The 21,912-nt window shown below is 47.1% G+C and carries 17 protein-coding genes; 14 read left to right on the top strand and 3 right to left on the bottom strand.

From position 1 onward, the window contains the following. Nucleotide 1 precedes the first annotated feature (1 nt). From sprA to IT233_02825, 4 genes are read left to right on the top strand one after another with little or no spacing between them, the layout of a single operon-like run. The gene (gene sprA / locus IT233_02840; protein ID MCC7301556.1) at nt 2-7,396 is read left to right on the top strand and encodes a cell surface protein SprA; all 7,395 of its coding nucleotides are present in this window, start codon (nt 2-4) and stop codon (nt 7,394-7,396) included. Nucleotides 7,397-7,434: 38 nt separating this feature from the next. Beyond that, entirely contained in the window at nt 7,435-7,815 is a 381-nt protein-coding gene (gcvH, locus tag IT233_02835) for a glycine cleavage system protein GcvH (protein ID MCC7301555.1), read from the top strand. A gap of 4 nt (nt 7,816-7,819) precedes the next feature. Continuing rightward, a complete protein-coding gene (locus IT233_02830; GenBank protein ID MCC7301554.1) occupies nt 7,820-8,206 on the top strand; it encodes a VanZ family protein in 387 nt (128 codons plus the stop codon). Further along, the gene (locus tag IT233_02825) at nt 8,191-8,628 is read left to right on the top strand and encodes a GNAT family N-acetyltransferase (GenBank protein ID MCC7301553.1); all 438 of its coding nucleotides are present in this window, start codon (nt 8,191-8,193) and stop codon (nt 8,626-8,628) included. Before IT233_02830 ends, IT233_02825 begins: the two co-directional genes overlap by 16 nt. Here the strand turns inward: IT233_02825 and cysN are convergent. The 3 genes from cysN to cysC are packed head-to-tail and all read right to left on the bottom strand — an operon-like array spanning nt 8,625 to nt 11,417. Further along, complete coding sequence (cysN, locus tag IT233_02820; GenBank protein ID MCC7301552.1) at nt 8,625-9,869, bottom strand: sulfate adenylyltransferase subunit CysN; 1,245 nt, start codon at nt 9,867-9,869, stop codon at nt 8,625-8,627. The genes IT233_02825 and cysN overlap by 4 nt on opposite strands. Nucleotides 9,870-9,915: 46 nt before the next feature. Continuing rightward, nucleotides 9,916-10,821, bottom strand: a complete 906-nt coding sequence (cysD, locus tag IT233_02815; GenBank protein ID MCC7301551.1) for a sulfate adenylyltransferase subunit CysD — start codon at nt 10,819-10,821, stop codon at nt 9,916-9,918. Then, a complete protein-coding gene (gene cysC / locus IT233_02810; protein MCC7301550.1) occupies nt 10,818-11,417 on the bottom strand; it encodes an adenylyl-sulfate kinase in 600 nt (199 codons plus the stop codon). The genes cysD and cysC overlap by 4 nt, the downstream gene beginning before the upstream one ends. A gap of 347 nt (nt 11,418-11,764) precedes the next feature. Here cysC and deoC point away from each other — a divergent pair, with 347 nt between their 5' ends. The 10 genes from deoC to IT233_02760 all read left to right on the top strand — a co-directional run bounded on the left by deoC (nt 11,765) and on the right by IT233_02760 (nt 21,907). Next, entirely contained in the window at nt 11,765-12,562 is a 798-nt protein-coding gene (gene deoC / locus IT233_02805; protein MCC7301549.1) for a deoxyribose-phosphate aldolase, read from the top strand. Further along, nucleotides 12,552-13,334, top strand: coding sequence for a 3'(2'),5'-bisphosphate nucleotidase CysQ (gene cysQ, locus IT233_02800; protein MCC7301548.1), 783 nt, complete (start codon nt 12,552-12,554; stop codon nt 13,332-13,334). Before deoC ends, cysQ begins: the two co-directional genes overlap by 11 nt. A gap of 38 nt (nt 13,335-13,372) precedes the next feature. Further along, the gene (gene gmd / locus IT233_02795) at nt 13,373-14,461 is read left to right on the top strand and encodes a GDP-mannose 4,6-dehydratase (protein ID MCC7301547.1); all 1,089 of its coding nucleotides are present in this window, start codon (nt 13,373-13,375) and stop codon (nt 14,459-14,461) included. 5 nt (nt 14,462-14,466) lie between these two features. After that, the gene (locus tag IT233_02790; protein ID MCC7301546.1) at nt 14,467-15,393 is read left to right on the top strand and encodes a GDP-L-fucose synthase; all 927 of its coding nucleotides are present in this window, start codon (nt 14,467-14,469) and stop codon (nt 15,391-15,393) included. 1 nt (nt 15,394) lies between these two features. Beyond that, nucleotides 15,395-16,909 (top strand): hypothetical protein, encoded by a 1,515-nt coding sequence (locus IT233_02785; protein MCC7301545.1) that lies wholly within the window; start codon nt 15,395-15,397, stop codon nt 16,907-16,909. Between the two features lie 80 nt (nt 16,910-16,989). Further along, nucleotides 16,990-18,135 carry an undecaprenyl/decaprenyl-phosphate alpha-N-acetylglucosaminyl 1-phosphate transferase gene (locus IT233_02780; protein MCC7301544.1) on the top strand — a complete coding sequence of 382 codons (1,146 nt, stop codon included), beginning with the start codon at nt 16,990-16,992 and terminating at the stop codon, nt 18,133-18,135. Further along, nucleotides 18,135-19,658, top strand: coding sequence for a hypothetical protein (locus tag IT233_02775; protein MCC7301543.1), 1,524 nt, complete (start codon nt 18,135-18,137; stop codon nt 19,656-19,658). The genes IT233_02780 and IT233_02775 overlap by 1 nt, the downstream gene beginning before the upstream one ends. Before the next feature lie 18 nt (nt 19,659-19,676). After that, on the top strand, nt 19,677-20,534 hold the full coding sequence (cyoE, locus tag IT233_02770) for a protoheme IX farnesyltransferase (protein ID MCC7301542.1): 858 nt from the start codon (nt 19,677-19,679) through the stop codon (nt 20,532-20,534). A 9-nt stretch (nt 20,535-20,543) separates the two neighbouring features. Beyond that, nucleotides 20,544-21,110 (top strand): heme-copper oxidase subunit III, encoded by a 567-nt coding sequence (locus IT233_02765; GenBank protein ID MCC7301541.1) that lies wholly within the window; start codon nt 20,544-20,546, stop codon nt 21,108-21,110. Nucleotides 21,111-21,193: 83 nt separating this feature from the next. Further along, nucleotides 21,194-21,907: a cytochrome c oxidase subunit 3 gene (locus tag IT233_02760; protein MCC7301540.1), complete on the top strand. Its 714-nt coding sequence runs from the start codon at nt 21,194-21,196 to the stop codon at nt 21,905-21,907. Nucleotides 21,908-21,912 lie beyond the last annotated feature (5 nt).

The following is a 21,912-nucleotide window of genomic DNA, read 5'->3' as shown; positions in this document are numbered from 1 at the left end:
TATGGCAGGCCACAAAAGCGGAAAACTCTATTCGGTTACAGCCCCCTTCGCGGCGGGCTTTGCCGCTTTGATTTTCGCCTCCAGCGTTACACTTGAACCCGGCCATCTGTCCGTTTCGGAATTTAACCCTGACCGGCTTGTTTTGGCCTCGGATACAGACTCGGTTAAAACCATTGACCTGCCGTACCCGTTCACAGATCAAAGCAACAGTGATCCAATGTACAGGGATGAGAGTCCGCTCTTCCTGAATGACCCATCCAATATAAAAACCATCGTCACCTTTGATCCCGATTCCAACATGTACATCGTGGAACAGAAAATGGGTTCCATCGATTACCGTCCGCCTTCTTACATGACTGTGGATGAGTACATGAACTGGCAGAAAGAGCAGCACCTGAAAGAATACTGGAAGCAAAAGACGCATGCGGATGAATTGAATTCCCAAAACGGAAAGAAGGGATTCAATCCAAAACTCCATGTGAAGGGACAAGTATTTCAGGATATTTTCGGCGGGAACACGGTAGATATCCGCCCACAGGGAAGCGCGGAGTTGACATTTGGCGTAAATATTTCGAAAACAGATAACCCTTCTATCCCGGAAAAGCAGCGCCGACTGACCACCTTTGACTTTAACGAGAAGATTCAGCTGAACGTGATCGGTAAAATCGGAGAAAAACTGAAACTGACAACCTCGTATAACACCGAAGCGACCTTCGATTATGAAAATCAGATGAAACTGGAATTCACCGGTTTTGAGGATGATATCATCAAGAAGATCGAGGCAGGAAACGTAAGTCTTCCGCTCTCGGGCACACTGATTACCGGAAGTACTTCCCTCTTCGGTATTAAAACACAGCTTCAGTTCGGGAAAGTAACTGTGACCAATGTTTTTTCGCAGCAAAAAGGAAAGAAAAGCGAAATTGAGATTACCGGGGGAGCCCAGACCAGTAACTTTGAAGTCAACGGCGACAATTACGAAGCCAACAAACATTATTTTCTCTCCCAGTGGTTCAGAGACCATTACGAGTCTGCTCTGGCTACCTTGCCGGGTGTGGCTTCCAATATCAATGTAAATAAGGTAGAGGTGTGGATTACCAATACCACCAGCAGCATTACCGATACAAGGCACCTCATTGCGTTTACTGATTTGGGGGAGGAGGACTCTAATCTGACATCCCCTCTTGTGATTGGAAACCTGGGGCCGGTTGCGCTGCCGAATACCACACCGGGCAACTCGAATAACGGATTGAACCCTTCGGTATTCCCGGTAACCTACCCGCAGGTCCGTGATAAAAACCAGGTCGCAGGTTTTTTAACAAGCCCACTGAACTTTCTACCCGTTTTTGAGGCGGTGCGGGATTTTGAAAAGGTGATTTCGGCCCGAAAGCTTACTCCATCAGAGTATTACGTGAATGAGAAGCTGGGCTTCATTTCACTGAACACCCAACTGAACCCTGACCAGGTTCTGGCTGTGGCTTTTCAGTATACCGTGAACGGAGATGTTTTTCAGGTGGGAGAATTCTCTACCGACGGGGTTGCCGATTCTTCCTGCATTCTGGTGAAGCTTTTGAAAAGTACTAACGTATCTACACGCCGCGATACCCTGATGTGGGATCTGATGATGAAGAACGTTTATGCCATTGGTGCTTATCAGGTAAAGGCACAGGATTTCAAGCTGGATGTACTGTACAACAATCCCAGTTCCGGTACCTATGTGAACGTGCTTCCGGAAAATAATCTTGGTATCAGCGGGCAACAGCTTATACAGGTGCTGAACCTGGATAATATGAATACCTCCATGAATAATACGCCGGACGGCATGTTCGATTTCCTGGATAAAATTACCATTAACGCCAGTAACGGAAGGGTGTACCTTCCCGCCGTGGAGCCATTTGGCGATTACCTGCGCAAACAAATCAATCCGACCGGCAATGTGAACCTGGTGGTGATCGAAAATAAGTATGCCTACGATCAGCTGTATGATTCGTCTAAGACTGCGGCACAGCAGTTTCCTGATAAAAACCGTTTTCTGATAAGAGGTTCCTATAAGTCTGCCTCCGGGTCAGAGATTTCACTGAATGCGGCCAATGTACCGCAGGGATCCGTTATGGTTACTGCCGGAGGAGTGCCTCTTATCGAGAATCAGGATTATACTGTGGATTATGCCCTGGGAAAGGTCAAAATCATCAATGAGGGAATTCTGCAGTCGGGAACTCCGATCAAGATCTCATTGGAAAGTAATTCGCTTTTCTCCATTCAGAGTAAAACAATGATCGGTACTCGGATAGATTACCGCGTAAGCCGCGATTTCAATCTTGGTTTTACACACGTTCGTTTGAATGAGAAGCCGCTCACACAAAAGGTGAATATCGGGGATGAACCCATTAAGAATAATGTGGTGGGAATCGACGGAAATTACCGGACCGAAGCTCCTTGGCTAACCCGCCTGGTGGATAAGCTGCCACTTTACGCCACGAAGGAAATTTCCACCATTACCACCTCGTTTGAAGGAGCCAAGTTATTCCCCGGACATTCCAAGGCGATTGGCAAGGATGGTAATTCGTACATCGATGATTTTGAAGGAAGCCAAACTAACATTGATATTAAGTCGGTGGGTGCATGGACCCTGGCATCGGTACCCCAGCTGCAACCTACTCTTTTCCCGGAAGCAGCCGACACCGGCACATCGCCCGGCATGAACCGTGCGCTTCTGTCGTGGTATGTGATAGATCCCATTCTCCTCCGTACAACACAGGTGGTAACCAATACCAATCAGCAGTCGAATAACCTCACACGCGAAATTCTGGAAACCGAGCTGTTCCCGAATAAACAGTCGCCTACCGGACAGCCCATCAACATTCCAACACTGGACCTCAGTTTTTATCCGCAGGAACCAGGACCTTATAACTACAATGTGGATAGTACTTTTCTGGCCTCCGGACTGGACATTAACGGGAAGTTAAAGGATCCCGCTTCGCGCTGGGCCGGTATCATGCGAAAGATAGAAACAAATGATTTTGAGGCAGCGAATGTGGAGTATATTCAGTTCTGGCTGATGGATCCTTTCGTACGCGATGCGAACGGAACCCCGACGGATTACACCGAGATTTTCCCCAGCTATAATGTAATGAACAACAGCGGGGATCTGTACATTAATATCGGAAATGTATCGGAGGATATTCTGAAGGACGGACGAAAGAGTTTTGAGAACGGTCTTCCCAACCCGAACAATACAACACTTCCCACTATTCAGACCAGCTGGGGAAATATTCCAACGACCACTTCGATCGTGAACGCCTTTGACAATACCAATGACGGAAGACGGGGGCAGGATATCGGATTAGACGGACTGGCCGATACCGATCCGCTGGGTGGTTCCAATAACGAAACAAACTTTTTTGACTGGTACCTGGGACGGATTGCTGCCGTTTATGGAACGTCTTCAACAGCCTACCAGAACATGGTGGATGCAACAGGTGAAAATGGTGATGTCTCCCACGATTATTATCACCACTACAGGGGAGATTATGATGACCTGCAATACGACATCATCCGCCGCTACAAATATTATAACGGAATGGAGGGTAACTCACCGGTGGAAAGCGGTGACAACGGATATACCCAGTCGTCTACCACGATCCCCAATACGGAAGATGTTAACCGTGATAACAACCTGAACGAAACGGAGAGCTATTATCAGTACCGCATCCGGGTAAATCCCACGGATATTAATCCAAACAATGTGGGGAACAATTATATTACCAATGTTTACCAGTCGTCTGCTCCGGCACCGAATGGTCAAACGAAGGTGGTGTACTGGTATCAGTTTAAGATTCCACTGTCCCAATTTCAGAAAGTGGGTAATATAGAAGATTTTAAATCCATTCGTTTCTTCAGGATGTACATGAAGGGTTTCCAAACGCCGATGGTGATGCGCTTCGCCAAACTGGATCTCGTGAGGGGTGAATGGAGAAAGTATGCATATGATCTTCTCGCACCCGGTGATTATCAGCCCAATGACAACGGCTGTACTACCTTCGATATTTCAGGAGTAAACTATGAAGAAAACGGAAGCAAACAACCGGTGAACTATGTGCTGCCTCCGGATATTGAGCAGGAAACAGATATTACCACGGCGAATCTGGTAAAACTGAACGAACAGGCACTGGCGCTGCGCACCTGCTGCCTGAAGGACGGAGATTCCCGGGCCTGTTACAAGAATGTAAGCCTGGATGTACGGTCCTACAAAAAAATGAAAATGTTTGTTCACGCGGAGGCCGGTCCCAATAACGAAGTACTGAATGACGGAGATGTTACTCTTTTTGTCCGTCTGGGAACCGATTATACATCGAATTACTACGAATACGAAATTCCGCTCTATGTAACTGCTCCGGGATATTACAGCAATACCAGCGATGACGATAAACGGAGAGTGTGGAGATTTGAAAACGATCTGATCATGAATTTCGCGGATCTGCAATCGGCCAAACAGGAGCGCAATTCAAAAATGGCCATCAGCACCAGTGGCGTTTCACTTACTACTGAATACCTGGTGACCATACAGGACGAGCAGGGTAATACCCGTTTCATCCGCGTGAAAGGTAATCCCAACCTCAGCACAATCAAAACCATAATGATTGGTGTGCGAAATAAGAAGAAGATTGCCGGCGATGGCGACGATGGCCTCAGTAAGTGTACAGAAGTATGGGTGAATGAGCTGCGATTGACTGATTTTGATGAGATTGGGGGCTGGGCGGCAACCGGACGCATTACCGCCAAACTGGCTGATCTGGGAAGTATTACTCTGGCGGGAAACATCAGCACGCCGGGATGGGGCAGCCTTGAAAAGAAAGTGAGTGAGCGCAAAAAGGAGACAGTACTGTCATACGATATCATTACCCAGGTGGAATTGGGTAAGTTTTTCCCGACCGGATGGAATATCCGTGTGCCGCTCTATTATGGATTCTCTGAAACCCGGATCAATCCGCAGTTTAATCCTTACGATCCTGACATTGAACTAAGCAACGTGTACAGCAATACCGAATTTTCCGACGCATATAAGGATTCCATTCGCAATTCGGCACAGGATTATACCCGTAGAAAGAGCATTAATCTCACGAATGTGAAAAAGGAACGCGGGAAGGACAAGAAGAAAACACACTTCTATGATGTGGAAAATCTGGCCCTTAACCTGTCCTATTCCGAAATTTTCCAGCACAATTACAGTGTGGCGCATTATCTGTCCAGAGATTACCGGGGTGGGATAACCTATAACTTTAATACGCAGCCCAAACCGTGGAAACCACTCGAAAAGAAAAAGTTATTCCGGTCAAAGCACCTGACGCTGTTACGGGAGTTCAATCTTAATCTGTATCCCAGCAGCTTCGCTTTTGTCATGGACGTAAACAGGTACTACTCCGAACGACTGCTGAGGGATATCACAGGAGAGTACCTGACTATTGATACGGCTTTCCAAAAGCGCTTTAGTATACTTCGGACCTATGATCTGCGGTGGGATATAACCAAAGGCCTGAAATTGCAGTACTCCGCTACCAATACCGGGCAGATCAGAGAACCTGACGGAAAGATTGATAATGAGCAGGAGAAAGACACTATACGCAACGAAATCAAGCGGGGCGGAACTACTACAACCTTCAATCAAACGGCACGGGTGGACTATACCATTCCGATTAATAAAATTCCAATTTTCGACTGGATCACTGCGAATGCCGGATATTCTGCTTCTTTCAACTGGGAACGGCCAATGTTTGCAGCGGATACCCTCGGAAGAGTGTTGCAGAACACACAAGGTAAGACGCTGAACACCCAGATGAATATGGTAAACTTCTATAATAAGGTGAAGTACTTCAAAAAGGTTAACGCTAAATTCCAGAAGAAAAATGCCCAGCAGCCCACTACCGGGAAGGGAGGTAAGACCCCGCCGAAGGCCAATGCAGACACTACAAAAAAGAAGGAAAAAGATCAAAACGAGATCACGATTCTTGATTACCTGGCCCGTACGCTGATGATGGTTCGTAACGCATCATTCTCCGTTACAAATAACCAGGGAACAACGCTTCCGGGATATACGCAAAACACCAACTTTTTCGGGATGGCTTCCACGACCCCTTACCAGGAATCATTTTCGCCCGGGCTGGGTTTTGTACTCGGCGGACAGAACCCCGATATTCACACAGAACTTTCTTCAGCCGGCTTAATGACTACGGCGAATCATAATACCGCATACCTGAATAACTATACGCTTAACTATAACGGCAGGGTAAACGTTGAACCAATTAATAATTTTAAAATTGAATTCACGGCCAACAGGAATTATTCAAAGAACCGGACCATGTTCTATGTTTTTGATCCGCTGGATGATATGTTCGAGGAGCGAAATGTAGCGCATGCAGGTAACTTTTCCATGTCATTCCTTTCCTGGCGTACGGCTTTTTCAAAATTAGGGAAGAAGGATTTCTCCTACGACCCGTTCACTCAATTTAAAAACATGCGCGCTGAGATGTCGGCTCTCCTGGCAGGCGACTACGGAAACAGCACCGGGGTAACGAACGGGTTTTACAACGGATACGGAGCCACCTCGCAGCAGGTGATGATGTTCTCCTTTCTGGCGGGATACGGAGGATATAATGCGGGTGGAGTCAGCCGTAATGTGTTCCCTACTATTCCAAAGCCCAACTGGCGGATCACCTACGATGGCCTTTCGAAGGTAAAGGCCCTGCAAAAGCTGTTTAAAACCGTTACACTTTCACATGCCTACCGTTCTACGTACAGCTTCTCCTACGTACAGAACCTGAACTACACGGAGGATCCGAATACGGGGTTGCCCAATGCCTTCAACAGCGCCGGCGATTTCATACTCCCTGAACAAATCAGCACCATAACCCTGAGTGAACAGTTCTCACCGCTGATCAAGGTGGACGTAACGATGAATAATAAGATTACAGCGAATTTTGAGATCAAAAAGGACCGAAACATTGCACTCAGTCTGACCAGCTCACAAGTCACGGAGATTTTCGGTCAGGAATATGTGATTGGAGCCGGTTACCGCATACCGGATGTGAAGATTCAGTTCGGAAAGAAAAAGAAGAAGTCCAAGACGGATTCAAAGAAGCGGACATTGAAAAGCGACCTGAATCTCAAGGCGGACCTATCCATCCGCAGAAACGTAACCGTTCTCAGAAAAATAGTGGAAAATGTAACCCAGCCTACGGCAGGTCAGCTGGTATTATCCGTGAAAACCTCGGCGGATTACGTAATTTCCGAGCGCCTGAATATCCGTCTGTTCTACGACCAGCTGATCACCCGACCCGTGATCTCTACCAGTTACAATTCCTCCAATACAAATGCCGGAATTGCTCTTAGGTTTACTTTGTAAAAAAAGTTTACATTTGCCCGACAAATAACAAAGAACGTATGAATTTTCCTTCAGAATTAAAGTACACCAAAGACCACGAATGGTTGAAAGTGGAAGGCAATGTGGCCACTATAGGCATTACGGATTTTGCCCAAAGTGAACTGGGTGATATCGTATATGTGGAAATTGAAACCAAAGGAGAGAGCCTTGACAAAGAAGCTGTTTTCGGTACAGTAGAAGCTGTGAAAACAGTGTCAGATCTCTTTATGCCGGTTTCGGGAAAGGTGCTGGAAGTTAACCCAGGTATCACCACCAATCCGGAATCAGTAAACAAAGATCCGTACGGCGCAGGCTGGATGATCAAAGTGGAGATGAATAATCCCTCCCAGGCTGCTGGCTTGATGTCCGCAGCGGATTATAAAGCGATGGTGGGACACTGATTCCATGTTCCGGCTATTACTGTCTTATAAATGGGCGACCCTGTGGGCATCGCTCATTTTTGTTTTATGTGCTATTCCCGGACGTGATCTTCCGGATGCAGATTGGATGCGCCTGTTCCGGCTCGACAAATGGGTGCATGCCGGAATGTTCATTATTTTATTGCTGCTGGCAACGGCGGAGCATCACCGGCGAACGAAGCATTCACTTTCTCTGATGTGGGCTGTGGCGGGAACCCTCTACGGGTTAGGCCTGGAATTGATGCAGGAACTCGTTTTTACAGAGCGGAGTTTTGATATTTTTGATAGTGTGGCAGATGCGGCAGGGGCATGGATGGGATGGGTGTTTGCACCGGTGATTCTGAAAAAAGCAGGAGCATGGAATGGAAAGTAATGCCGTTTGAGGATCTGAAAACGAGGGATTTGTATGAACTGCTCCGACTCCGGTCGCTTGTTTTCCATAAGGAACAGAATTGTGCATATGTGGACACCGATAATAAGGATCAGGACGCATTGCATGTGCTGGGATACCGCGGTAACCAGCTGATCGCCTACGCACGCATTCTGCCAGCGGGAGTATCCTTCAGGGAGGTATCTGTCGGAAGAGTTGTAACGCATCCGGAATGCCGGGGACTCGGAGCAGGGAGGGAGCTCATGAATAATTGCCTGAAGCTGATTGCGGATAAATACGGATGTGTACCTGTACGAATCGGGGCGCAATGTTATCTTGAGAAATTTTACCGCGAATTCGGGTTTGTTCCGCAGGGAGAACCCTATCCGGAGGATAATATCCCGCATATTGAGATGCTGCGTTAGTGCAGGATCATTCCGGCTCCCGCTGTCACATTCGTTCCTTCATCAATCAGAATAAGCGATCCGGTGTTGCGGTTTGTTTGGTACGGATCAAAGAACAGAGGAGCTGTTGTTTTTAATTTTATTTTCACAATATCATTAAGGTGCGCTTTGCTGACTCCTTCTATTTTATCCTGGGTATTCACATCTACTTTATAAACGATTTCCTTTACCACGGCGCGAACTTCACGGGAAGTATGTTTCACCACATATTTATTGCCGGGAACAAGTTCCCGATCCGCCAGCCAGCAGGCCATGAGTTCAAATTCCTGATTTTCCGGAGGTGCGTCCGCAGCACTTACGATCATGTCTCCACGGGAAATATCAATCTCATCTTCAAGGGTAATCGTCACACTCATGGGTGCAAAGGCCGCGTCAAGACTGCCATTCAGCGTGTCTATACTCTTAATCTTTGTAGTGCGGCCCCCGGGAAGCACCACCACCGGATCCCCTTTTCGGATCACTCCTCCTGCGATCCGTCCTGCATACCCGCGGTAATCATGATGTTCGCTGCTCATCGGGCGTATCACATATTGGACTGGAAAACGGAAGCTGTTCAGGTTCACATCTGAGTCAATGGAAATAGATTCCAGTAAATGAAGTAAGGTGGTTCCTTTATACCAGTTCATGTTTTGGGACGTATCCACCACATTATCCCCTTTCAGAGCGGAAATGGGAATAAAATGAACGTCTTTCACGCCGATATTCTTTGCAAGGATCCCGTAATCATTACAGATGGTGTGAAAGACATCCTCCCGGTAATCCACCAGGTCCATTTTGTTCACACAAACAAAAACATGAGGAATGCCCAATAAAGAAGCGATGTAGGAATGTCGTTTAGTCTGCTCGATCACGCCTTTCCGGGCATCAATCAGGATGATGGCCACATTGGCGGTACTTGCACCCGTGACCATATTCCGGGTGTACTGGATATGCCCGGGTGTGTCAGCAATAATGAATTTCCGTTTTGGAGTTGCAAAGTAGCGGTAGGCAACATCAATCGTAATACCCTGTTCCCTTTCTGCGCGTAATCCGTCTGTCAGAAGTGCCAGGTTTACATATTCTTCTCCGCGCTTTTCACTGGTGGCTCTGATGGATTCATACTGGTCTTCAAAGATTGATTTTGAATCATACAATAATCTTCCGATCAAAGTACTCTTCCCATCATCTACTGAACCGGCCGTAGTGAATCTTAATAAGTCCATTTCTAAATACGAATCTTTTTTCATCAATCTATTTCTTATTTTTTATTTAAAAGTATCCGGCTTTTTTCCGGTCTTCCATAGCCGCCTCACTTCTTTTATCATCTATGCGGCTACCCCGTTCGGTAACACGCGTTGCAGCCACCTCCTGAACAATTTCCTCCAGACTGCTGGCCCGGGAAACAACCGCACCTGTACAGGTCATATCGCCGATTGTGCGGAAACGAACCTGTCTGCGCTCCACTTTTTCTGAAGGTTTGAGTAAAATGCAATCGGAGTAGGCATAAATCACTCCGTCTCGGGTAAATGTATCGCGTTCATGTGTGAAATAGATACTTGGAATTTCAATCTTTTCTTTCAGGATGTACTGCCAAACGTCCATCTCCGTCCAGTTGCTGATAGGAAACACCCTGAAGTGTTCTCCAATGTTTTTCTTCCCATTGAAGATATTCCAGAGCTCGGGGCGCTGATTCCGGGGGTCCCACTGCCCGAATTCGTCACGGTGTGAGAAAAACCGCTCCTTGGCTCTGGCTTTTTCTTCATCCCTTCTGGCACCCCCGATACATGCATCAAACTTATATTTTTCAATCGTGTCCAGTAAGGTCACAGTCTGCAGTGCGTTTCTGCTGGCGTTGTATCCTTTTTCTTCCGTAACGCGCCCGGTGTCTATGCTTTCCTGTACCGAGCCAATAACGAGACTCACCGCGTGCTTTTTTACAAGTTCGTCACGAAACAACAGTGTTTCACCGAAGTTATGCCCGGTGTCAATATGCACCAGCGGAAAAGGAACGCGTGCCGGGAAGAAAGCCTTGCGGGCGAGGTGAAAGCAGACAATGCTGTCTTTGCCTCCGGAGAATAAAAGGGCTGGCTTCTCAAACTGTGCGGCTACTTCACGTATTACATAAATAGATTCCGACTCCAGTTCTTCAAGGTGTTTTAAATGACGCTTGTTCATATGCTGAGTAATTTTCTGTGTTCAAGTTCTTTCAGAATGAGTGCAGCGCACTCCCTGGCGGAATGGCCCTGAGTATGCAGGTGCAGGTCAGGATTTTCCGGTGCTTCGAAGGGAGAAGAAATACCGGTAAAATCTGCGATCTCCCCTTTGCGCGCCTTGGCATACAGTCCTTTCACATCTCTCTTTTCGCAAATTTCAAGAGGAGTGTCTACAAAAACTTCTGTAAAATCCTCTTCGCCGATGATACTTTTTGCCTGTTCACGGATAGCGCGTGTGGGTGAAACAAAACAACAGATCGTGATCAGCCCTGCATGGCAGAATAATTTGGCCACTTCTGATATTCTGCGAATGTTTTCAACGCGGTCCTCTTCCGAAAATCCCAGGTTTCTGTTGATACCGCTACGGATATTATCCCCGTCAAGAACTTGTGTGAGCTTTTTTTTCTCATTCAGACACTTTTCAAGCTCTGTGGCAATAGTGGTTTTCCCTGAGCCGCTCAGCCCCGTCATCCAAATTACGGTTCCCCGCTGGTTCAGCAGGCGTTCTTTTGCTTCACGGCCCAGAATAGTATCAGTTGGAAAGATATTCTTACTCATTGGTGTATCATCTCATGTACGAAAATAAAAAACCCTTCTCGTTTCGGGAAGGGTTCTGTATCAGTTAGGACAAAGACTTCCCGTTCAGCAGGCATGCATCATACAGCAACAGCTGCAGGAATGGCGAGCGATGGCATTGGTCTTTTTCATAATGGCACAAAGGTATGGAATTCGCCGAGAGTGCAAAATGAATGTTTCTGCATCCGCTTCCTGCTCCAAAAGAAGCCTGACGCGATTCTTAGACCTTGATTATCAGGTAATTTTTTAGGCACCCTGGGACGGAAAGGATTACTTTCCTGCGGTTTCCCGGACTTGTCCTGCCGGATTTCGCAGTATTTTTGCCGGGAATGACAGCCGCTGAACTTATATCTGCTTTTGAACAGGCCGGCTCCGCAGGGGAAAAGACATCGCTGATTCTTTCACTGATCGATCTCACTTCACTGGAAGGAAAGGACACCGCCGAGGATATCCATCGTCTCTGCGAAAAGGCGCTCCGGCATAAAGTGGCGGCGGTGTGTGTGTATCCCACGATGGTACAAACGGCACGGCAGATTCTTTCCGGTTCCGGTATCAGGGTCGCCTCGGTTGCTGGCGGGTTTCCCGGAGGGCAACTTCCGTTACGGCTTAAAGAGAATGAAGTCAGGTACGCATTAGATGAGGGGGCCGATGAAATTGATATGGTGATTAACAGGGGGAAGTTCCTGGAACATAATTACAATGCCAATTCCGATGAGATCGCATCCCTGAAATCGCTCTGCGGTAAGCGAACGCTGAAAGTGATACTGGAAACGGGCGAACTGGGATCGGAAACCAATATCAGCAGGGCTTCAGCGCTGGCGATTAAAGCCGGTGCCGATTTTATTAAAACATCAACAGGGAAGATTCCTGCAGGGGCTTCTCCGGCTGCTGTTGCCGGCATGCTTCTGGAAATAAAAAGGGCGCTTGCTGAAACGGGAAAGCGAACAGGTATAAAACCGGCCGGTGGCATACCGGATGCCAAAACTGCTTGCGGATACATCGCTATGACGCGCGCTGTGTTGGGAAATGAGTGGATTTCACCCGAGCGATTCCGGATTGGAGCATCAAGGCTGGTAGATCAACTGGCAGGTGAGGAAATAAAAAATATGCCCGGAAATGCCTACTGACATCGCCGAACTCACACGGCGAGCTATTCTTGCCTCGGTGGAGGCAGGAATAGAAATTATGCGTGTATATGCTACCAGTTTTAAGGTGGAGATGAAGGAGGACCGGAGTCCGGTAACTGAAGCAGATAAGCGCTCCGGCACGATCATCCGCAGGTGTTTGCAATCAGCCGGTATCCCTTTTCTGGATGAGGAAACACCGGCCGAAGAATATACCGTTCGCCGGAAATGGACGCGCTGCTGGATTGTGGATCCGCTGGACGGAACAAAGGAATTTGTGCGCCGCAACGGAGAGTTTACAGTGAATATCGCATTGGTAGAAAACGGCATTCCCCTTGCCGGTGTTATTTATGCACCGGTCACGGAAAAAATTTATTACGGAGGACCGGCCTTGGGAGCCCGAAAGGTAGGGGCTGCAGATTTCAGGAATACCGGAGATGGGATCGCTTTGCCCGTTTCTTCCGGTTCACGCCCGTATACCGTTGTAGCGTCACGTTCGCACCGCGGTTCCGAAACAGAATCCTATTTGCAGGAAAAAGCCGCAGGGATGCCGGGAATGGCAACCATCACCGGAGGAAGTTCAATGAAATTTGCATTCGTGGCGGAAGGGCTCGCTGATGAATATCCACGCTTTGGCCCCACCATGGAGTGGGATACCGCTGCCGGTCATGCGCTTGTAATGGCGGTGGGGAAGGAAGTATACAGCCTTGAAACCATGCAGCCCCTTCGCTATAACCGGGAGAATCTCCGCAACCCGTCCTTCCTTTGCAAATAACAGCGTATCTTCGCGGCTATCTGTAAGATTCTGATTCTATGGCAAAAGTGGCACTGATCACAGGGATCACAGGACAGGATGGCGCTTACCTCGCCGAACTGCTCCTTTCCAAAGGATATATCGTTCACGGGGTTAAACGAAGGAGCTCTCTGTTCAATACGGACCGGGTGGATCACCTTTACCACGACCAGCACGAAAAAGGTATTCGCTTTTATATGCATTACGGAGACCTCACCGACAGCACCAACCTGATTCGCATCGTCCAGGAAACGAAACCGGACGAGATTTATAACCTGGCAGCACAGTCGCATGTGATGGTTTCATTCGAGACCCCGGAATATACCGCTAATGCGGATGCGCTGGGAACGCTGCGGCTGCTGGAGGCGATTCGTATTCTCGGACTGAAGGAACGTACGCGCTTTTATCAGGCAGGGACCTCGGAAATGTACGGACTGGTGCAGGAGATACCGCAGCGCGAGACCACACCGTTTTATCCGCGATCCCCTTATGGAGTGGCCAAAATATACGGATACTGGATCGCAAAAAACTACAGAGAGGCATATGGATATTATGCGTGCAACGGAATTTTGTTCAATCATGAAAGTCCGATCCGGGGTGAAACATTTGTGACCAGAAAAATCACACGGGCAGTGGCTCGTCTGAAGCTGGGAATGCAGAAGAAGTTTTACCTGGGTAATCTGGACGCTGAACGTGACTGGGGCCATGCAAAAGATTATGTGGAAGGAATGTGGCTGATGATGCAGCAGAAAGAAGCGGATGATTATGTGCTTGCAACGGGAAAGAAGATTACAGTGAGGAAATTTGTGGAATTGGCCTTCCAGTATGCAGGAATGAAAGTAGAATGGACCGGGAAGGGAGCGAAGGAGAAAGGTGTTGACCCAAAGACCGGAAAAACGCTGGTGGAGATTGACAAGCGCTACTTCCGGCCTTCCGAAGTGGATTGCCTTATCGGAGATGCGTCGAAAGCACGCAAAAAGCTTGGATGGACCCCCCGGCATTCAGTGGAACAACTGGCCAAGGAAATGGTGCAGAGTGATATTGAACTTTTCGAAAGGGAAAAATACCTCGCGGAGGCGGGGCATAAGATTCTGCGGAGGAACGAATGAAGATCATGGACAAGGGGGCGAAGATCTACATCGCGGGCCACCGAGGGATGGTGGGGTCATCTATTCACCGCCGTCTTCAATCAGCAGGTTTCAGAAACTTCCTGCTACGATCTTCTTCCGAAACCGATCTGCGCAAACAGAAAGCGGTAGAAGATCTTTTTCTGACCGAACAACCGGATTATGTGTTTCTGGCTGCAGCCCGGGTAGGCGGCATTTATGCCAATAATACGTATCGTGCCGAATTTTTATATGATAACCTGATGATCCAGGCCAATGTGATTCACGCGGCCTGGAAATACAAAGTGAAAAAACTTCTTTTTTTGGGATCGTCCTGTATCTATCCCAAAATGGCTCCGCAGCCGCTAAGAGAGGAAAGTCTTCTGACCGGCTTGCTGGAACCTACCAACGAGCCGTACGCCATCGCCAAGATTGCCGGAATAAAAATGTGCGATGCATACCGTTCGCAATACGGATGCAATTTTATTTCAGCCATGCCCACCAATCTGTACGGGCCAAACGACAATTACGACCTGCAGAATTCTCATGTATTGCCGGCCTTGCTGCGAAAATTTTATGAGGCAAAGAAGAATCATTTACCGGTAGTGGAGATTTGGGGAACCGGTTCGCCTCTCAGGGAATTCATGCACGTGGATGACCTTGCTGATGCCTGCATTTTCCTGATGGAAAAGCATAGCAGTTCCGGTTTTGTTAATGTAGGGGTAGGTGAGGATATCAGCATTCGCAATCTGGCAGTTCTCATTAAACGCATTGTGGGATACGACGGAGAGTTACGTTTTGACCCCGAAAAACCTGATGGAACTCCGCGAAAGCTGATGGATGTAAGCCGGCTTCATGCCATGGGCTGGAAACATCAGATTGGCCTTGAAGAAGGAATCCGGAGGGTGTATGAAGAGGTAAAAATGAAGTTCTGACATGCGGTTACAGGTCCTGCTCTTTTTTTTACCGGTTCAGGTCTTTTCTCAGCTCTCTGTTTTAAATCGCGAACAAGCATTGTACCATCCTACCTCATTGGATAGTGTACATGCCTTTATCAGCCCGTATTTTTCCAAACCTGAACCGGACAGCCTGTATCCGGGTTCATGGTTGAAGCGAAAGTTGCTGCATGAACATGTGTTCGTAATCCGGGATTCAGCAAACAGATTTCATTTCACTATCGATCCTTTGTTTCATTTCCAGCTGGGAAAAGATCAGGAAGATTCTACCGGGCAGAATCTGTATCAGAACAGCCGGGGATTCAGAGTGCGCGGGCAAATCGGAAAAGACTTTTCATTTGAGACTTCCTTTCTTGAAAATCAGGGAAGATTTAACCCCTATATTGATTCCTTCGTTCAACTGCATGGCGTGATTCCGGGAATGGGTCGTTGGAAAAGCTTTGATACCACGGATTATGACTTCGCATTTTCTTCAGGCTACTTTTCCTGGCAGATGTGTAAACACTTCGCACTTACTGCAGGTCATGGAAAGCATTTTGTGGGAGAAGGATACAGATCCTTGCTGTTGAGCGATAATTCCTTTAATTATCCTTTTCTCCGTTTAAGTCATTTTTGGGGTAAATGGCAATACACCAACGTCTATGCAATGGGTATGAACCTGCATAGCGGAGGTGTACAGACTCCGCCGAATACAGAAAGACTATTTCAAAAAAAACCAATGGCGTTCCATACACTGAGCTGGAAGCCGCACCGAAAATTTGAACTGGGATTATTTCAGGGACTGATTTGGACAGTTTCGGATACATTGAACCGGCTTGAGATGGGTGCCGGGTATTTCCTGCCTGTTATGTTCGTAGCCCCTGTCATGTATGATTTAAATACAGAGAAAAATGTATGGCTGGGAATCAATTTCAGAGCGGAAGCTGCGAAAGGATTGTTCGTGTACGGACAGTTGGTATTGGATGGTTCCGGAAGTAGTGTTGAACAAAAAAAATCCGGGTTTCAGTTTGGAATAAAATATTTGAATGCATTCACGGTGAAGAATCTGATGTTGCAACTGGAGTACAATCTGGTAAATCATTTCACCTATGCAAGTCCGGTGGTTGATCAGAATATCTCCCATTACAATCAGCCATTGGCACATCCATTAGGCGCCGGATTCAAAGAGGTGGTGGGAATAGTGGATTACAAAATAAAGAGATTTGTATTGCATGGTGCATTGATCGCCGCCGGTCATGGGCAAGATGTCCCAGGTGGAAATGCAGGTTTTTTTATCTGGGCGTCAGACTCCACCTACAATAGCAGTAGTTTTATTTCAGTAAGGAGTATGAATATGAACGGATATGTTGGATACCTGGTCAATCCTTCATACAACTTTCAGATTGCAGCCGGTGCGAGGATTCGTCAGAGACAAGGAGATGCCTTTTCCCAGAATTCTTTCGAGTTCTTTCTGGCCCTCCGAACACATCTCTGGAACCAATACCTTGATTTTTAATAAAACCAGATTCAGTGCATAGACGGGTAATTTGTTGGTTTTCAGTATAATTTGTATCTTTGTGATCCGTCAGAAACCCCATGGGATACCTCGCGTTAGTTTTTGTTACAGCATTATTCATTTCGCTGCTATGCATACCACCGCTGATCAAGGTTGCTATCCTGAAAAGGATATTTGATGAGCCGGGAGGACGGAAACTGCATATACGTATGGTTCCTACCATCGGGGGCATCATCATTTTTGCAGCAACCATCTTCACCTTTGGTATCTGGTTTCCCACCGATAGCTTTTTCCCCGAAGGTCCGCTCCCTGATCTGATTCCTTCGCTGCAGTACACTGCAGAAATTCAGAAGGTAATTCACAGTCTTAACGATTTCAAGTATGTGCTGGCCACTGTTATCATTCTGTTCTTTGTGGGTGTAAAGGATGATATCATAGGCACTGCGCCAATTAAAAAGCTGGCCGCACACGTGGTGGTCGGGCTCATCCTGGTGCTGATGGCTAATGTGAGAATTACAAGCATGTACGGAATCTTCGGGGTGCATGAGCTTCCTGAATACCTCAGCATACTGCTTTCCCTGTTTACAATCATTGTTGTGATCAATGCGTTTAACCTGATCGACGGGGTGGATGGGCTTGCGGCCGGCGTGGGTATGATCGCCTGCGTTGCATTCGGATTGTGGTTCCACCTGGCGGGCGATCAGGTGATGTCTTTACTCTCTTTTTCCCTGGCGGGATCCCTGATGGGATTTCTGGTGTTTAATTTTAACCCTGCAAAGATCTTCATGGGCGATTCCGGATCTCTGGTGATCGGACTCATTATTTCAGTATTAGCCATTCGTCTGATCGAGTATAAACCGGGTGCGATTGAAAGCAATTTTCTCCTCGAAATTTCAAAACCCATTTTTGCCATGAGCGTGCTGGTGTATCCGCTGATTGATACCCTGCGCATTTTCATTTACAGGCTGGTGCGGGGTGTGTCGCCATTTAGCGCGGATAAAAACCATATTCATCATCAGATCATTGATCTGGGATTGAATCACCGGCAGACAGTGATCTCCGTGTATGTAGTGAATATTTTCATCATTTCCCTGGCCGTGCTTCTGCGCAAGATAGATTCCAGTATCGGATTCATGGTGATCGGTGCAGTGTCGCTGTTTTTCTCCCAGCTCCCTTATTTGTTGAAAAAAATGAAAACGGGATTTAAAAAAGACATCATTCTCTGATGTATCCGGGAAGATATTTTTCGACCATCGTTTCCTTTCTTTTCTTCTCCGCTACTCTCTTTTCCCAATTCAATCAATCGCTTGACCACCGTACAATCCAATTTCAGGAATTAGGGAAAGACCTGCATTGTAACATTCGCCCGTACACCTACCATGATACAGCTTCAAAACGCCAGATTGAAATGCAGATCCCTGTTAATTGGTCAGCCGGGTATGAATTGAGTGAGCAGACACTGCTTTACAACGGTGGGTCGGGATTACGTGGCTTTCTTAGCCTTCCCGGGCAGAAAGTGAGTGTTTCCTTCACCGGATATGTGATCCCGCCTTCTTCTTCTCCTTCCTTTCAGGATACGCTCATGAAATATTCCGGATATTTTCCCGGAGCGGGTAGAGCGTTTCACGATGGCGGTTCCAAGTATTCGAGCGAGTATCTGGAGGGATACGTATCCTGGTCGCCGGGTCAGGTGTTTAATTTTCAGGCAGGAAAAGGGAAGCACTTTTGGGGCGATGGATACAGATCGTTATGGTTGAGCGATGTTTCTGCGGCCTATCCTTACCTGCGTATCAGCGCAAATGTGTGGAAGATCAAATATGCCGTGTTGTATGCAATGCACTCAGATCAGAGCACGGGTACCGGAATGAAAGAGGATTTCAGGAGAAAATTCGGAGTGTTTCATTTGTTAAGCTGGAATGCAACACCAAAGTGGAATTTCTCCTTTTTTGAAAATGTGATCTGGCAGGGAAAGGATACAAACCGGGTGCGGAGTTTTGACGTGAATTACCTGAACCCGGTTGTGTTTTACAGGCCGGTGGAATATTCGCTGGGATCCTCTGATAATTCGATGATCGGTTTCTCGTTGCGGCATAAAACATGTAACTCCTTTCACTGGTATGCCCAGGCTATGCTGGATGAATTTTACCTGAAAGAAATACGTGCCGACATGAGTGAGTTAATTTCTCCGGACGATACGTTGGATAGTGGCTGGTGGGCAAACAAATACGGGCTTCAGATCGGATGGAAGTTCTTTGACCTGGCAAAAATCAAAGGATTGTACCTGAATCAGGAACTGAATCTGGTTCGCCCATTCACCTATTCTCACGGGAGTGTTCAGCAGAATTATGGTCATGCCGGAATCTCTCTCGCACATCCACTGGGATCTAACTTTGTGGAATTTGTGAACAGAGTGCGCTATGAAATCATCTCTCAGAAATTCGGGATTGAGGCATTTGTAAACCGGGCTATTACAGGTAAAGACAGCGCCGGAAAAAATTTGGGCGGTGATATTTTCCAATCGTACGCTTCACGGGACAGGGAATACGGAAACTTTCTGTTGCAGGGAGAACGGGAAGACATTCTCAATGCCGGAGTACTTTTTTATTACTTCAATTTTCCGATAAAAGGAGTAGTTATAGAAACTGGAATCCGTTACCGTAAACAGGACAGGGCAGGTTACCACCGGGAGAATCTTTGGTTTTTCCTGTGTTTCAAAACAGAATTGCGGAATATATATTCCGACTATTAAGTTACCTTCGGACTTCGAATTTTCAATGCAGTGAAGGACCTTCTACAATTTGTAAAATTCAGGCTCAGTATTCTGGTAGTGTTCTCTGCTGCTATCGGATTTATGATCGGCACAGAAAACGACACAGACTGGTTGAGGTTTGGCATGCTGCTCGCCGGTGGTGTTCTGGTGGCTGGCAGTTCCAACGGATTCAACCAGATCATTGAGCGGGATCTGGATAAGCTGATGGTCAGAACCAGGTCCAGACCACTTCCTTCCGGAAGAATGAGCTTGACAAAAGCCTGGACAGTGGCTATAATCATGGCGCTTACCGGTGTGGCAGTGATCACTGTTTACACCAATTATCTTAGCGGTGCCCTTGCTACGCTTTCCCTGCTCCTGTATACACTTGTTTATACCCCGCTCAAACGCCGCACACCCCTTGCTGTTTTTGTTGGAGCATTTCCGGGTGCCATTCCTCCTCTGCTCGGGTGGGTGGCTGCACAGGATGGTATGGGGAGTATCGAATACCCCGCCTGGTTACTTTTTTTCACCCAGTTCATATGGCAGTTTCCGCATTTTTGGGCTATCGCCTGGGTGATGGATGAGGATTATAAAAAGGCCGGATTCATCATGCTCCCTTCCGGAGGACGCGATAAAAGCAGTGCATTTCAAACGCTGGTGTATACCCTTTTCCTTATCCCCATTAGTCTGGTGCCCTCACTTTTTGGAATGTTCGGTATACCGGGTTTGCTGGTTATCTTTGCAGCAGGGGTTTATTTCTGCTGGCAGGCCTACGTGTTGTACCGCGATTGCAGTGAAGTGGCCGCCAGACGACTGATGTTCGGATCGTTTTTTTATTTACCCGTGGTGCAATTGGCTATGGTCTTAGGTTAATCAGATGTCATGTTAACAGCAGAAGAGGAAAGAGTTGCCAGAATTAAGGTCCGGAAGAACCTTATGTGGCTCGGAATCATTAGTATCGCAATGATGTTTGCCGGATTAACCAGCGCCTATGTAGTGGCCATGGGAAAGCCCGGTTTTGTTGTGCTGGAAATGCCAATGATGTTCTGGATTTCTGCCATTATTATTGCAATCAGCAGTTTTTCAATGCTTTATGCGGTTCATTCAGCTAAAAAGGGGGCGTTCCCCGGCGTTAACTTTGGGCTAATCCTCACTTTATTTCTCGGCCTTGGTTTTGTTTTTACTCAGTTCAGAGGATGGCAGGAACTGATATCCCAGGAAGTGTTTTTCTCTAATCATGCCACCGGTCAATATCTCTATATGCTGAGCGGGGTTCATTTGATTCACCTGGGAGCCGGTCTTATATCATTGATATTCACGCTTGTACGTTCAATCAATAAAGCCTATTTCCCATCCCAAACCATTGGCTTAGAGGTAACTGCAATGTATTGGCACTTTTTGGGAATATTGTGGGTTTATTTGTTGCTCTTTTTACACTTTGTTCGCTGAGCGAATCCTGTTTTTTATCATATTTGAACATAATTAAGATCATAAAATCAAGATGTTCAAAATGATTCTAAATAGCACTCAGCATGGCGCAGTCAAAGGAAATTAACTGGGGAGGGAAGGCATCTCCCTTTTCGGTCAGTTACGGGAAGCTCTTCATGTGGTTTTTCCTGATTTCTGATGCGCTCACGTTCACTTCTCTTCTGGCGGCTTATGGTTTTCACCGGCATGTTCACCCGGCGGAATGGCCTGCACCGGCAGATATTTTTGTTCACTTTCCTTTTCTTCATGGTCATGTGCTGCCCCTGTATTATGTGGGGCTGATGACATTTATCCTCATTATGTCTTCTGTTACTATGGTGCTGGCGGTTGAGGCTGGTCACCGCAACAACAAGCGGGGGGTAGTGATCTGGTTGAGCTGGACAATTATCGGAGGACTTGCCTTTTTGGGCTCACAGGCATGGGAGTGGTACGGCTTTATTGTGGGAGAGAATCCTGTGTTGCGGGATTTTATAGATCCTGCAACGGGCCAATGGGTCACAGCGGAATTTCAGGGGGCCAATATGCATGTGAATGAATATGGTCATCCCTTATTCGCCAATTTCTTCTTTGGCATTACCGGGTTTCACGGTTTCCACGTATTCTCCGGTGTGGTCATTAACATCATTGTGCTGTTGATGGTGCTCAATGGCGCCATGGAGCGCAGAGGACATTATGAAATGGTGGAGAAAGCGGGGCTGTATTGGCACTTTGTGGATTTGGTTTGGGTATTTGTATTTACATTCTTCTACCTGCTGTAAGAAAT

This window comes from Bacteroidia bacterium, assembly GCA_020852255.1.
Classification (GTDB): domain Bacteria; phylum Bacteroidota; class Bacteroidia; order JADZBD01; family JADZBD01; genus JADZBD01.
This window is presented reverse-complemented; position numbering and strand designations above follow the sequence as displayed.

Excerpts from the sequence above, each read along its gene's own strand:
- sprA (MCC7301556.1), top strand. The coding sequence starts at position 2 with ATGGCAGGCCACAAAAGCGGAAAACTCTATTCGGTTACAGCCCCCTTC.
- gcvH (MCC7301555.1), top strand. The coding sequence starts at position 7,435 with ATGAATTTTCCTTCAGAATTAAAGTACACCAAAGACCACGAATGGTTG.
- IT233_02830 (MCC7301554.1), top strand. The coding sequence starts at position 7,820 with ATGTTCCGGCTATTACTGTCTTATAAATGGGCGACCCTGTGGGCATCG.
- IT233_02825 (MCC7301553.1), top strand. The coding sequence starts at position 8,191 with ATGGAATGGAAAGTAATGCCGTTTGAGGATCTGAAAACGAGGGATTTG.
- cysN (MCC7301552.1), bottom strand. The coding sequence starts at position 9,869 with ATGGACTTATTAAGATTCACTACGGCCGGTTCAGTAGATGATGGGAAG.
- cysD (MCC7301551.1), bottom strand. The coding sequence starts at position 10,821 with ATGAACAAGCGTCATTTAAAACACCTTGAAGAACTGGAGTCGGAATCT.
- cysC (MCC7301550.1), bottom strand. The coding sequence starts at position 11,417 with ATGAGTAAGAATATCTTTCCAACTGATACTATTCTGGGCCGTGAAGCA.
- deoC (MCC7301549.1), top strand. The coding sequence starts at position 11,765 with ATGACAGCCGCTGAACTTATATCTGCTTTTGAACAGGCCGGCTCCGCA.
- cysQ (MCC7301548.1), top strand. The coding sequence starts at position 12,552 with ATGCCTACTGACATCGCCGAACTCACACGGCGAGCTATTCTTGCCTCG.
- gmd (MCC7301547.1), top strand. The coding sequence starts at position 13,373 with ATGGCAAAAGTGGCACTGATCACAGGGATCACAGGACAGGATGGCGCT.
- IT233_02790 (MCC7301546.1), top strand. The coding sequence starts at position 14,467 with ATGGACAAGGGGGCGAAGATCTACATCGCGGGCCACCGAGGGATGGTG.
- IT233_02785 (MCC7301545.1), top strand. The coding sequence starts at position 15,395 with ATGCGGTTACAGGTCCTGCTCTTTTTTTTACCGGTTCAGGTCTTTTCT.
- IT233_02780 (MCC7301544.1), top strand. The coding sequence starts at position 16,990 with ATGGGATACCTCGCGTTAGTTTTTGTTACAGCATTATTCATTTCGCTG.
- IT233_02775 (MCC7301543.1), top strand. The coding sequence starts at position 18,135 with ATGTATCCGGGAAGATATTTTTCGACCATCGTTTCCTTTCTTTTCTTC.
- IT233_02765 (MCC7301541.1), top strand. The coding sequence starts at position 20,544 with ATGTTAACAGCAGAAGAGGAAAGAGTTGCCAGAATTAAGGTCCGGAAG.
- IT233_02760 (MCC7301540.1), top strand. The coding sequence starts at position 21,194 with ATGGCGCAGTCAAAGGAAATTAACTGGGGAGGGAAGGCATCTCCCTTT.